At 60.9% G+C, this 12,362-nt stretch carries 11 protein-coding genes; 6 read left to right on the top strand and 5 right to left on the bottom strand.

The window, feature by feature from the left end; genetic code table 11:
- Nucleotides 1–35 precede the first annotated feature (35 nt).
- Both WA302_RS14260 and WA302_RS14255 read right to left on the bottom strand, forming a co-directional pair.
- Nucleotides 36–1,346 (bottom strand): MFS transporter, encoded by a 1,311-nt coding sequence (locus tag WA302_RS14260; RefSeq protein ID WP_301480321.1) that lies wholly within the window; start codon nt 1,344–1,346, stop codon nt 36–38.
- Between the two features lie 30 nt (nt 1,347–1,376).
- Entirely contained in the window at nt 1,377–2,540 is a 1,164-nt protein-coding gene (locus WA302_RS14255; RefSeq protein ID WP_197780417.1) for a M20 aminoacylase family protein, read from the bottom strand.
- 385 nt (nt 2,541–2,925) lie between these two features.
- On the opposite strand from WA302_RS14255, the gene WA302_RS14250 reads away from it, so the two are divergent.
- Complete coding sequence (locus WA302_RS14250) at nt 2,926–4,992, top strand: carbon starvation CstA family protein (RefSeq protein ID WP_336064298.1); 2,067 nt, start codon at nt 2,926–2,928, stop codon at nt 4,990–4,992.
- A gap of 48 nt (nt 4,993–5,040) precedes the next feature.
- On the opposite strand, the gene fsa is transcribed toward WA302_RS14250, so the two are convergent.
- Complete coding sequence (fsa, locus tag WA302_RS14245; RefSeq protein ID WP_049205488.1) at nt 5,041–5,706, bottom strand: fructose-6-phosphate aldolase; 666 nt, start codon at nt 5,704–5,706, stop codon at nt 5,041–5,043.
- Nucleotides 5,707–5,855: 149 nt separating this feature from the next.
- Here fsa and WA302_RS14240 point away from each other — a divergent pair, with 149 nt between their 5' ends.
- The 4 genes from WA302_RS14240 (at nt 5,856) to osmB (ending at nt 10,488) form a co-directional block, all read left to right on the top strand.
- Nucleotides 5,856–6,755: a glycyl-radical enzyme activating protein gene (locus WA302_RS14240; RefSeq protein WP_049205489.1), complete on the top strand. Its 900-nt coding sequence runs from the start codon at nt 5,856–5,858 to the stop codon at nt 6,753–6,755.
- Nucleotides 6,756–6,759: 4 nt separating this feature from the next.
- Nucleotides 6,760–9,192 (top strand): formate C-acetyltransferase/glycerol dehydratase family glycyl radical enzyme, encoded by a 2,433-nt coding sequence (locus WA302_RS14235; protein WP_336064296.1) that lies wholly within the window; start codon nt 6,760–6,762, stop codon nt 9,190–9,192.
- 50 nt (nt 9,193–9,242) lie between these two features.
- Nucleotides 9,243–9,989, top strand: coding sequence for a DeoR/GlpR family DNA-binding transcription regulator (locus WA302_RS14230; RefSeq protein ID WP_004930631.1), 747 nt, complete (start codon nt 9,243–9,245; stop codon nt 9,987–9,989).
- Nucleotides 9,990–10,269: 280 nt separating this feature from the next.
- Complete coding sequence (osmB, locus tag WA302_RS14225; protein ID WP_004945176.1) at nt 10,270–10,488, top strand: osmotically-inducible lipoprotein OsmB; 219 nt, start codon at nt 10,270–10,272, stop codon at nt 10,486–10,488.
- A gap of 190 nt (nt 10,489–10,678) precedes the next feature.
- Here osmB and yciH read toward each other — a convergent pair whose 3' ends face one another.
- Together yciH and pyrF are read right to left on the bottom strand one after the other, a co-directional pair.
- Complete coding sequence (gene yciH / locus WA302_RS14220) at nt 10,679–11,005, bottom strand: stress response translation initiation inhibitor YciH (protein ID WP_025303019.1); 327 nt, start codon at nt 11,003–11,005, stop codon at nt 10,679–10,681.
- Between the two features lie 10 nt (nt 11,006–11,015).
- A complete protein-coding gene (pyrF, locus tag WA302_RS14215) occupies nt 11,016–11,744 on the bottom strand; it encodes an orotidine-5'-phosphate decarboxylase (RefSeq protein WP_049205533.1) in 729 nt (242 codons plus the stop codon).
- Between the two features lie 329 nt (nt 11,745–12,073).
- Between pyrF and bhsA the strand changes: the two genes are divergently transcribed.
- Nucleotides 12,074–12,334: a multiple stress resistance protein BhsA gene (gene bhsA, locus WA302_RS14210; protein WP_025303021.1), complete on the top strand. Its 261-nt coding sequence runs from the start codon at nt 12,074–12,076 to the stop codon at nt 12,332–12,334.
- The last annotated feature ends 28 nt before the right edge of the window (nt 12,335–12,362 follow it).

Genomic DNA, 12,362 nt, shown 5'->3' with positions numbered 1-12,362 from the left:
CGCCGACGGTGAAAACCGCCGGCGTTTTTTTTCGGCTAGCGCAGCGGCTCTCCGCCGGTTTCACGCAGCAATGGCAGCACCGCCAGCGAAGCCAGCGTAGCCACCATCAGATAGACGGCGGGCGCCAGCAGCGAACCGCTCAGCGCGATCGACTGCGAAGCGATGTACTGGGCGAAGCCGCCGAAGATCGCCACCCCGAGGCTGTAGACCAACGCAAACCCCAGCGCACGAATGCGCTGCGGGAACAGCTCCGAAATCATCAGCATGGTCGGCACCGAACCGAGCGTGGTCAACCCGACCAGCAACGCGACGATCAGCAGCAGCACCGCAGGATGCGGCACCGCGCTCAGCCACCAAAACGCCGGCAGGGCCACGATCAGAATCGCGATCCGCGACCCGCGGATCAGCGGCAGACGGCCGTAACGATCGCACCAGCGCCCGACCAGCAGACTGCCGCCGAAGGTGATGAGCCCCGCCAATAGCATCGCGGCATAACCGTAGGCCTGCGCCATTCCCAGGTATTTCACCGCGTAGGTGCCGAGATAATACATCGAGATGTAAGTGGCGACGGTGGCGCCGATGGTCAGCATCACACCGAGCACTACCGCCCGCGAGTGCTGGCGCAGCTGAGCAGGCGGCTCGTGAGCCCGCGCCACCGACGGCCGATCGCTTTCCAGCCCGAGACGCAGCCAGCAACCGAGCGGCGCCAGCGCCACGCCGATAAAGAATGGAATGCGCCATCCCCACTCGGCCATGGCGTTCGGTTCGCCGGAAAGCACCGGCAAGGCCGCGCTGAGCGCCAGCGCGGTGACGCCGCCAACCACGGTGGCGATGCCCTGCGTCGCCAGTGACCAGCTGGAATAGAAACCGCGCCGATGGGGCGGCGCCGACTCCACCAGCAACGACATCGACGCCCCCACCTCGCCGCCCGCCGCTACGCCCTGGATCAGACGCGCGGCCACCAGCGTGGCGGTTCCCCAATAGCCGGCGCTGGCGTAGGTCGGCGCAAAGCCGATCATCGCCGTGCCCAGGCTCATCAAGGAAATCGTCAGGATCATCGCCGGCTTGCGGCCACAGCGATCGGCATAGGCGCCAATCAGAATGCCGCCCAGCGGCCGCATGAAAAAGCTGACGCCGAACGTGGCAAACGCCAACAGCAACGCCAGATGCGGATCGCTAGACGGGGGAAAAAACAATACGCTGATATAAATAACGAAGAAGTTATAAATACCGAAATCGAAAAACTCCAGCGCATTGCCGAAGGAGGCGGCGAATATGACCTTTTTGCCACCGACCTTCGGGGCCGATATTATTTCCGTTTGGGTTTCAGCCGTATTTTCACTCATCATTATCTTCCCTGTTATTATTTTTCGCGTTTATTTTAAATACGCTTCCGCCAACGCTCCCCAATACTGGCTGCCGGCCGCCAGACAGCCGTCATTGAAGTCATATCCCGGGTTATGCACCATGCAGCTGCCTTCGCCATCGCCGTTGCCAACGATCAGGTAGCAGCCCTGCGGATGTGCATCGAGCATGAAGGCGAAATCTTCGCTGCCCATCAGCGGCCGGGCACCGTAGTGCGCGCGGGCGGCGCCGAACTGCTGCTCCGCCACACGGTGGGCAAAGCGGGTCATCGCTTCGTCGTTGACCAACACCGGCGTACCGTTAACGTGCTCCACCACCGCGTGGGCACCGAAGCTTGCCGCCTGCGCCTCGATCAGCGCCGGAATGCGCGCCAGCAGGGTTGCGCGCGCCTGACGATCCAGAGAGCGTACGCTGAGCTTCATTTCCGCGCTGTCCGGGATCACGTTGGCCGCCTCACCGGCCTTGATGCTGCCGACGGTGATCACGGCCGCCTCCAGCGGATCGATATTACGCGAAACGATGCTCTGTAGGGCGACAGTGATATGCGAGGCCACCAGCACGGGATCGACCGCCAGCTGCGGGATGGCGCCGTGGCCGCCACGCCCCTGCACCCGCACGTTGAACTGATCCATCGAGGCCATAAACGGACCGTGTTGGAAGAAGAACTCGCCGAGCGGCATCCCCGGCATGTTGTGCATGGCGAAGATGGCGTCGCAGGGGAAGCGCTCGAACAGCCCCTGTTCCACCATGCGCGCGCCGCCGTTCAGCATCTCTTCCGCCGGTTGGAAAATCAGGTGCAGCGTGCCGTTGAAGTTGCGCGTTTGCGCCAGATAGCGGGCGGCACCGAGCAACATAGTGGTGTGACCATCATGGCCGCAGGCGTGCATGCGGTTGGCCACGCTGCTGCTCCAGGGCTTGCCGTTGTTCTCTTCGATCGGCAGAGCGTCCATATCGGCACGCAATCCGAGGCGTTTAACGCCGTCGCCTACCCGCAACGTACCCACCACGCCGGTGCCCGCCAATCCGCGGTGCACCTCATAGCCCCACGAACTCAGATAATCCGCCACCAGATCGCTGGTGCGAAACTCTTCGAAACCCAATTCAGGGTGCTGATGAATATCGTGCCGAATGGCCGTGAGCTGCGGTAAATACCCTTCGATGATTTTATTTATCATAATTAAATTCCTTTCGTAGCTTTATTATTTATTTGATGAATGATTAAGCCTGCGGGTGAAAATAAAGGTATAACACGGCATGAATAATTTTATTTCGGCACGCCTCGACAGATAAAATAATAATCCGCCAGACACCGTGCCCAGATAAAAAACGACGATAATTCGCTGTGCGCGCCGTGAAAATGCAGAATGAATAACTGCTCAGGATGGTGTGGGCGACAGCCTGCGCCAACGCGGTTTCATCACGTTGTTTTTACACTAAAACCCCACCTGCTTCACATTTCTCATCCGACCTGCCGCGGTTCGGCGGCAAAACTTCTACTGTTAAAACGTCATTCCTAATAACAACGTTGATTTTTACCTCTGCACGCCAAGGAGTTGTTTCATGAAAAACATCAGGTCCGGATTTATCTGGCTGCTGGTGGCGTTGGTCGGCGCCTTCGCTTTCGCCATGCTGGCGCTCAGCCGTGGCGAGCACGTCAACGCCGTCTGGCTGGTGGTCGCCGCCGTCGCCTGCTACAGCATCGCCTACCGCTTCTACAGCCGGTTCATTGCCGACAAGGTCTTTGAACTGGATGACCGTCGTCTGACCCCGGCAGAACGTCACAACGACGGCCTGGACTACGTGCCCACCAACAAATGGGTGCTGTTCGGCCACCACTTCGCCGCCATCGCCGGTGCCGGGCCGCTGGTGGGGCCGATCCTGGCCGCGCAGATGGGCTTCCTGCCGGGAACCATCTGGATCCTGGTCGGCGTCATGCTGGCCGGCGCGGTGCAGGATTTCCTGGTGCTGTTCATCTCCACACGCCGCGACGGCCGTTCGCTGGGGGAAATGGCCAAGCAAGAGCTGGGCGCATTCGCCGGGGTGATCACCATGCTCGGCGCACTGGGGGTGATGATCATCATCCTGTCGGCGCTGGCGCTGGTGGTGGTAAAAGCGTTGGCCGACAGCCCGTGGGGGCTGTTCACCATCGCCGCCACCATCCCGATCGCCCTGTTCATGGGCATCTACATGCGCTTTATCCGGCCGGGCAAAATCGCTGAAATTTCGGTGATTGGCTTCGTGCTGATGCTGCTGGCGATCGTTTACGGCGGCAACGTGGCGCAAGATCCCTATTGGGGGCCGTTCTTCACGCTGCACGGTACCACCCTGACCTGGGTGCTGGTGATCTACGGCTTCGTCGCCTCGGTGCTGCCGGTGTGGCTGCTGCTGGCGCCGCGCGATTACCTTTCCACCTTTATGAAAATCGGCGTCATCATCGGCCTGGCTATCGGCATCGTCTTCGCCATGCCGGAGATGAAAATGCCGGCGGTCTCGCGCTTCATCGACGGCAGCGGCCCGGTGTTCGCCGGCGCCCTGTTCCCGTTCCTGTTCATCACCATCGCCTGCGGCGCCATTTCCGGCTTCCACGCGCTGGTCTCCAGCGGCACCACGCCCAAGCTGGTGGAACGCGAAAGCCACATTCGCTTTATCGGTTACGGCGCCATGCTGATGGAGTCTTTCGTCGCCATCATGGCGCTGATCTGCGCCTCGGTGCTGGATCCGGGCGTTTACTTCGCCATGAACTCGCCGGCGGCACTGATCGGCACCACGGTGGAAAATGCTTCGCAGGTGATCAACAGCTGGGGCTTTATCGTCACGCCGGAAACGCTGGCGCTGATCGCCAAAGAGGTGGGCGAGAACTCCATCCTGTCGCGCGCCGGCGGCGCCCCGACCTTCGCCGTGGGCATGGCGCACATCATCAGCGAGGTGTTCAACAGCCGGGCGATGATGGCCTTCTGGTACCACTTCGCCATTCTGTTCGAAGCGCTGTTCATCCTGACCGCCGTCGACGCCGGTACCCGCGCCTGTCGCTTTATGGTGCAGGATTTGGTGGGCGTGGCGGTACCGCAGTTGGCCAACAACCGCTCCTGGTTCGGCAACCTGGCGGGCACCACGGTGGCGGTGGCCGGTTGGGGCTTCTTCGTGTATCAGAGCGTGGTCGATCCGCTCGGCGGCATCAATACCCTGTGGCCGCTGTTCGGTATCGGCAACCAGATGCTGGCGTCGATGGCGCTAATCCTCGGCACCGTGGTGCTGTTCAAGATGAAAAAACAGCGCTACGCTTGGGTGACTATTCTGCCGACCGCCTGGCTGTTTGTGACCTCCATGACCGCCGGCTGGCAGAAGATCTTCCACGAAAAACCGAGCATCGGCTTCCTGGCGCAGGCGAAGAAGTTCTCCACCGGCATCGAGCAAGGCACGATCATTGCGCCGGCCAAGTCTTTGAAAGACATGGAAACCATCGTGTTCAGCAACCAGATCAACGCCGCGCTGTGCGGGTTCTTTATGCTGGTGGCGGTAACCATGCTGATTGCCGCCTTCTTCGCGATCCGCCGGGCGCTGCGTTCCGAACAGCCGACGACGCACGAGGTCGGCGCCGCGCTGCGAGAGGAGACCGGCCGCGGCTAAACGAACCGAGCATCAAGCAAGGGCGCCGCGGCGCCCTTTTTACTGGCTTTAGCCTAACAGCGTTGAGCCGAACGCCCCCTGCCAATCCTGCTCGAATTTTTCGACCGCGGCCTGCACCGCCGGCGCGCTGAGGAACTGCTCCGCGACGTCCACCGGCAGCGTGATGGCCTGGCAGCCCGCCAACAGGCACTCCAGCGCCTGGCGCGGTGTTTTGAAGCTGGCGGCCAGCACCTGCGCCGACGGCGCGTGCAGGCTCAGCAGCTGCTGCAGCTCGTGCACCATTTCAATACCGTCGCCGCCCTGCGCGTCAACCCGATTGACGTAAGGCGCCACATATTCCGCCCCGGCCAAGGCGGCCAACAGCCCCTGCCCGGCACCGTACACCGCGGTGCCCAGCGTCGGGATGGACATCGTTTTAAGCTTCTTGATCGCCGCCAATCCCTCCGCGGTTGCCGGGATCTTCACCACCAGCCCCGGTACCCGCTGGCTGAGCAGCGACGCCTCAGCCACCATGCGCTCCGCATCGGCCGCCATCACCTGCGCGAATAGCTTGCCGGTGCCGCCAAGGGCGTCGCGCAGCGCAGGCAGCACTTCCCAGATCGGCTTGCCTTCCTTCGCCACGATGCTCGGGTTGGTGGTGACGCCGTGCAGCGGCAGAATGCGCGCCAGGCGTTTTACCGCGGTCACATCGGCTGTATCGAGATAAAGCTCCATCACGGACTCCTGTGTCATGTTCTGTGGGCGGATTCAAACTCTGATCATCATAGGGCAAAAACCCCGTCAACTTTTGATCAAAATCAATTCAACTTTCATTCGAAAGATCTTTAATGGCGAAAGATTCAGCAACGCCAAACGGGTGATTCATGTTCTTCAATCTGCAGCGCTACTCGACCCATGATGGCCCCGGCATCCGCAGCGTGGTCTTTTTAAAAGGGTGCCCGCTGAGCTGCCGCTGGTGTCAGAACCCGGAAAGCCGCTCGCGCCACGCGGATCTGCTGTTTGACGAGCGCCTGTGTCTGAGCGGCTGTACGCTGTGCACCGAGCGCTGCCCACAAGGCCTGCTACGTGACGAGGGCGCACTGACGCTGCGGCGCGACGTCATCAGCGCAGACGACTACGCGGCGCTGGCCGCCGCCTGCCCAACCGGCGCGCTCAGCCTGTGCGGCAGCGTGGTCAACCCCGACGATATCATGGCCGAGGTGATGCGGGATAAGCCTTTCTACCTGCGCAGCGGCGGCGGTTTAACGCTGTCCGGCGGCGAACCCTTTATGCAGCCGGAAGTCGCGGCGGAGCTGCTGCGGCGCGGTCGCGAAGCCGGCATCCACACCGCCGTCGAATCCTGTCTGCACGTGCCGTGGCATTACATCGCCCCTTCGTTGCCCTGGCTGGATCTGCTGTTGGCCGATCTCAAACACACCGATGAAGCGCGTTTCAAAACCTGGACCGGCGGCTCGGCCCGCCGGGTGATGAACAATTTTCGCCGGCTGGCGGCGCACGGCGTGCCAATGACCGTGCGCGTACCGCTGATCCCCGATTTCAATGCCGATCGCCACTCTGTCCGCGCGATTGTCGACTTCGCCGCCGACGAGATCGGCGTATCGGAGATCCACTTTCTGCCGTACCACACGCTGGGCATCAACAAGTATCACCTGCTCGGCGAACCCTACCGCGCCGCCCGCACACCGCTGGACGCGCCCGATCTGCTGGCCTTCGCCGAAACGTACGCCGGCGCCAAAGGCCTGACCGCCATTTTGCGAGGATAACGCCATGACCACATTGGATTTGACCACCCTCAGCGCCCGTATTCAGGCGCATAAGAACGCGCTGATCCACATCGTCAAACCGCCGGTGTGCACCGAACGCGCGCAGCACTATACCGAGGCCTATCAGCAGCATCAGGATCGGCCGCTGCCGGTGCGCCGTGCGCTGGCGCTGGCCAACCACCTGGCGAAGCGCAGCATCTGGATCGCCAACGACGAGCTGATCGTCGGCAACCAGGCCAGCGAGCTGCGCGCCGCGCCGATCTTCCCCGAATACACCGTCGGCTGGATAGAAAACGAGATAGACCAGTTGGCAGACCGGCCGGGTGCCGGCTTCTCAGTCAGCGAAGAGAATAAGGCGATTTTGCACCGTCTGTGCCCATGGTGGCGCGGCCAAACGGTGCAGGATCGCTGCTACGGCATGTTCACCGACGAACAAAAGGCGCTGCTGACCACCGGCATCATCAAGGCCGAGGGCAACATGACCTCTGGCGACGCCCATCTGGCGGTCAACTTCCCGCTGCTACTGGAACAAGGCCTCGACGGCCTGCGCGAAAAAGTGAACGCGCGCCGCAGCCGCCTGCGCCTGACCGAGTGGGAAGATCTGCACAAAGCGCAGTTTCTCAACGCTATCGATATCGTGCTGACGGCGCTGAGTGAGCACATCCTACGCTTCGCACGCCTGGCGCGCGATATGGCGCAACGCGAAACCCGCGACTGGCGTCGCACCGAGCTGCTGGCTATCGCAGACAACTGCGACCTGATCGCCCATCGCCCGCCGCAAACCTTCTGGCAGGCGCTGCAACTGTGCTATTTCATCCAGCTGACGTTGCAGATCGAATCCAACGGCCATTCGGTTTCCTTTGGCCGCCTCGATCAGTATCTCTATCCCTGGTATCGGCGCGACGTGGAGCTAGAGCAAAACCTGGCGCGGGAAGACGCCATCGAGCTGCTGCACAGCTGCTGGCTGAAGCTGCTGGAGATCAACAAGATCCGCTCCGGCTCGCACTCCAAGGCCTCCGCCGGCAGCCCGCTGTACCAAAACGTCACCATCGGCGGGCAAAAACGGGTCGATGGGCGGCCGTGTGACGCGGTCAATCCGCTGTCCTACGCCATTCTCGAATCCTGCGGCCGCCTGCGTTCCACCCAGCCCAACCTCAGCGTGCGTTACCACGCCGGGATGAGCGCCGATTTCCTCGACGCCTGCGTACAGGTGATCCGCTGCGGCTTCGGCATGCCGGCATTCAATAACGACGAAATCGTCATTCCCGAGTTCATCAAGCTGGGGGTCGAGCCGCAGGACGCTTACGACTACGCCGCCATCGGCTGTATCGAGACCGCCGTCGGCGGCAAATGGGGTTATCGCTGCACCGGCATGAGCTTCATCAACTTCGCCCGCGTGCTGCTGGCGGCGCTGGAACAAGGCCGCGACGCCACCTCCGGGCAGATCTTCCTGCCGCAGGAACAGGCGCTGTCCAAAGGAAACTTCGCCGGTTTCGAACAGGTCTTAACCGCCTGGGATCGGCAAATTCGCTACTACACGCGCAAGTCGATCGAGATCGAGTGCGTGGTGGACAGCGTGCTGGAGGAGAACGCCCACGATATCCTCTGCTCCGCGCTGGTGGATGACTGCATTGAACGCGGCAAAAGCATCAAGCAAGGCGGCGCCAAATACGACTGGGTTTCCGGCCTGCAGGTCGGCATCGCCAACCTGGGCAACAGCCTGGCGGCGGTGCGCAAACTGGTGTTCGACCAAGGGGCAATCGGCCAGCAGCAGCTGGCGGCCGCGCTGGCCGAAGACTTCGCCGGACTGGATGGCGAACAGCTGCGTCAGCGGCTGCTCAACGCCGCGCCCAAATACGGCAACGATGTGGACGAGGTCGATCGGCTGCTGGTGCGCGCCTACCAAACCTACATCGAAGAACTGAAACAGTACCGCAACACCCGCTTCGGCCGCGGGCCGATCGGCGGCGGCTACTACGCCGGCACCTCGTCGATTTCGGCCAACGTGCCCTTCGGCGCCGCCACCCTGGCCACGCCGGATGGGCGCAAGGCGCACCAGCCTCTGGCGGAAGGCGCCAGCCCGGCGTCCGGCACCGACCACCTGGGGCCAACGGCGGTGTTCAATTCGCTCGCCAAGTTGCCAACCGAGGCGATCCTTGGCGGCGTGCTGCTCAATCAGAAGCTGAATCCGGCGACGCTGGACAACCCGCGCGATCGGGAAAAGCTGATGCTGATGTTGCGCACCTTCTTCGAGAGCTATCGCGGTTGGCATGTGCAGTACAACATCGTGTCGCGCGAAACGCTGCTGGCGGCGAAGCAACACCCTGACCAATATCGTGATTTAGTGGTTCGCGTAGCTGGCTATTCCGCTTTCTTTACCGCATTATCCCCTGAGGCGCAGGATGATATTATTGCGCGCACAGAACATACTCTTTAAACCTTTGACTCTTAGCGGCCGCGCCTTGGCGGCCGCATCATCAGGCCGATATGAATTTACGACAACAGACCATATTGCAGTTGGTTAACGATCGCCGGCGGATCAGCGTCAATGAGCTAGCGCGCGCCTCGGGCGTTTCGGAAGTCACTATCCGGCAGGATCTCAACCTGCTGGAAAAGCGCAGTTATCTGAAGCGAGTACATGGCTCCGCCGTGGCGCTGGAGAGCGACGACGTCGACGCTCGCATGATGTCCAATTTCACCCTCAAGCAACGGTTGGCGCAGTACGCCGCCGCGCAGGTCAATGACGGCGAGACGATCTTTATCGAGAGCGGCAGCGCCAACGCCCTGCTGGCCCGCTACATCGCCGAACGCAAGCGCATTACGCTGATCACCGTCAGCCACTACATCGCCAACCTGCTGAAAGAAACCGACTGCGACGTGATTGTGCTGGGCGGCATGTACCAGAAGAAAAGCGAGACCGTGGTCGGCCCGCTCACACGGCTGTGCATTCAGCAGGTGCATTTCAACAAGGCGTTTATCGGCATTGACGGCTTTCAGGCCGAAACCGGCTTTACCGGCCGCGACATGATGCGCGCCGACGTGGTCAGCGCGGTGCTGGCCAAGGGCGTGGAGAATATCGTGCTGACGGACTCCAGCAAATTCGGCCAGATCCAACCCAACCCGCTGGCGCAGCCGGGGCAAATCAGCCGAGTGATCACCGATTCACGCCTGGCGCTGGAGTATCAGCATCAGCTGAAACGCCAGGGCGTACAGGTGGAGCTGGTCAACGAATAACGCGGGCCGCCACCGCACCTCTCGCGTCGCGCGGGCCACGCCGCGCGCCGTTTCCCTTGTGCAACGGGATTTTAAGACTATTTACCTGTTTATCCTTTCAGAGAAACCTATACTCAGTTTCGGTCACTTTTGGGCCGTAACCTGCTAATTATTCGGCCGTTAACAAAAAGTGCCATTTTTTATATCGATACTGTACGGGAATCAACAGCAGGCCTGATTTATGGTTAGCGCCTATACTTAGAGGGCACTTCCATATAGCCAATGCTAAGGAGAAGTCATTATGATGATTATCAATAAACGTTTCGCCACCGCCGCTCTGGCTCTGACTCTGGCATTTTCACTGAGCGCCTGTTCCAACATGTCCAAACGCGATCGCAACACCGCTATCGGCGCCGGCGCCGGTGCAGTCGGCGGCGCAGTGCTGACAGACGGCAGCGCGTTGGGCACGCTGGGTGGGGCTGCGGTAGGGGGCATCATCGGTCACCAGGTTGGCAAATAACCTTTCCGATGTTCCTCTGCCGACAGGCGGGCAAAAGCGCCGAGGCGCTTTGACGTATTAACCAGAATAACGATGATTTCAGGTCTGCTTTACTTTAAGGCTATGGTTCTTTCGCCGTTAACGGGCTAACCCCCGGCAGCAACAGCCTCAAGCCATGCCGCAGCATTGCACTGCGGCATGGCGATTCGCCTCAACCGCCCGCCAGTTTGACCTTCATGCCTTTGGCTTCCAGTAGCTGTTTGAGCAGATCGCGTTTATCGCCCTGGATCTCGATGATCCCGTCTTTCACCGAACCGCCGCAGCCGCATTTCTTTTTCAGTTCGGCCGCCAGTTTGTCGAGCGCAGCGTCATCCAGATCGACGCCGGTAATCAGGCACACGCCCTTCCCCTTGCGGCCGCTAGTCTGACGCTGGATGCGCACGATGCCGTCGCCCTTGGCGCGTTGCGGTTTAACGTCTTCCTGCTTGATGCGGCCGGTGTCCGTGGAATACACCAGGCGGCTGTTATCGTCATTCATCGGCGGTTCCTCAGGCCAAAGAGGCGCGGATCGCGCGCAGCGTCGCGGCCGGATCCGCAGATTGGGTGATCGGACGCCCAATCACCATGTAGTCCACGCCAGCGGTCTGCGCCTGCACCGGCGTCATAATGCGGCGCTGATCGCCCGCCGCGCTGCCTTCAGGGCGGATCCCCGGCGTCACCAGCTGGAAAGCCTGCCCGCAGGCGGCCTTCAGGCGCTGCGCTTCATGAGCCGAACACACCACGCCGTCCAGCCCGCAGTCGCGGGTCAGGCGCGCCAGGCGCTCGGCGTGTTCCGCCGGGCTGGCTTCGATACCAATGCCGCGCAGGTCTTCCGCTTCCATACTGGTGAGCACCGTCACGGCGATCAGCAGCGGCGCATCCGCCCCGAATGACGTCAGCGCTTCTTTAGCGGCGGTCATCATGCGCGCGCCGCCGCTGGCGTGGACGTTGACCATCCAAACGCCCAGCTCGGCCGCCGCCGCGACCGCATGCGCGGTGGTATTGGGAATATCGTGGAATTTCAGGTCAAGAAATACGTCGAAGCCACGCCCGTGCAGATCGCGCACCAGCTGCGGCCCGAACAGCGTGAACATTTCTTTGCCCACTTTCAGCCGGCAGTCTTGCGGATCGATACGGTCGGCGAACGCCAGCGCGGCATTCTTATCGGCGTAATCTAACGCCACAACGATTGGAGATGATTTTAAGTCATTGTTATTAGCGTTATTTTCAGACTTCATTTCTTCTACCTTCTGTAAAATAGACATAATCAGGGACTCACCCGCGAAACTGACCGCCGCATTCTACATGCCGGGGGCCAGAAATCCCAGCCGCAGCGCGCACCGGCGCTCTGTCATGTTACCTCTCACCTTTGTCATGGTGCGTCAACGAAAGCGCGCCAGCGATAAACCACGCAGCGTAAAACGCCGTAAAGATGCGTAAATTATCAATCAAATATTTTGAATAAATTACTCAGCATTATCAGATTTTCAATCGGCCAAGATGCTTTATTATTCACCACATCGGAAGCGAATGGCTTCCTTCCTAAATAAACAGACTGGAGTCACCTATGAAAACCATCAAATATTTTGCAGCCGCTGCCGCTATCGCACTGACCTCTTTCGCCACTTTCGCCGCTGAGCCGATCAGCAGCCAGCAGGCCGATAGCCTGACCGCCACCGGCGTCGTTTCCGCAGGTCATGCGACCACCCTCAGCAGCCTGGAGAAAAAACTGGCCGCTAAAGCGGATGCCCAGGGCGCCAGCAGCTACCGCATCATCTCCGCCGGTGGTAACAACATGCTGAGCGGCACCGCGGTCATCTACAAATAATGTTTCCGGTACAGGGCCCGCTCGCTCG

The organism is Serratia sp. 201 (assembly GCF_037027545.1).
In the GTDB taxonomy this organism is placed as follows: Bacteria; Pseudomonadota; Gammaproteobacteria; order Enterobacterales; family Enterobacteriaceae; genus Serratia; species Serratia bockelmannii.
The sequence above is the reverse complement of the archived record's forward strand: the minus strand, read 5'-3'. Positions and strand labels throughout refer to the sequence as shown.

Excerpts from the sequence above, each read along its gene's own strand:
- bhsA (WP_025303021.1), top strand. The coding sequence starts at position 12,074 with ATGAAAACCATCAAATATTTTGCAGCCGCTGCCGCTATCGCACTGACC.
- osmB (WP_004945176.1), top strand. The coding sequence starts at position 10,270 with ATGATGATTATCAATAAACGTTTCGCCACCGCCGCTCTGGCTCTGACT.
- fsa (WP_049205488.1), bottom strand. The coding sequence starts at position 5,706 with ATGGAGCTTTATCTCGATACAGCCGATGTGACCGCGGTAAAACGCCTG.
- pyrF (WP_049205533.1), bottom strand. The coding sequence starts at position 11,744 with ATGAAGTCTGAAAATAACGCTAATAACAATGACTTAAAATCATCTCCA.
- WA302_RS14240 (WP_049205489.1), top strand. The coding sequence starts at position 5,856 with ATGTTCTTCAATCTGCAGCGCTACTCGACCCATGATGGCCCCGGCATC.
- WA302_RS14235 (WP_336064296.1), top strand. The coding sequence starts at position 6,760 with ATGACCACATTGGATTTGACCACCCTCAGCGCCCGTATTCAGGCGCAT.
- yciH (WP_025303019.1), bottom strand. The coding sequence starts at position 11,005 with ATGAATGACGATAACAGCCGCCTGGTGTATTCCACGGACACCGGCCGC.
- WA302_RS14230 (WP_004930631.1), top strand. The coding sequence starts at position 9,243 with ATGAATTTACGACAACAGACCATATTGCAGTTGGTTAACGATCGCCGG.
- WA302_RS14260 (WP_301480321.1), bottom strand. The coding sequence starts at position 1,346 with ATGAGTGAAAATACGGCTGAAACCCAAACGGAAATAATATCGGCCCCG.
- WA302_RS14250 (WP_336064298.1), top strand. The coding sequence starts at position 2,926 with ATGAAAAACATCAGGTCCGGATTTATCTGGCTGCTGGTGGCGTTGGTC.
- WA302_RS14255 (WP_197780417.1), bottom strand. The coding sequence starts at position 2,540 with ATGATAAATAAAATCATCGAAGGGTATTTACCGCAGCTCACGGCCATT.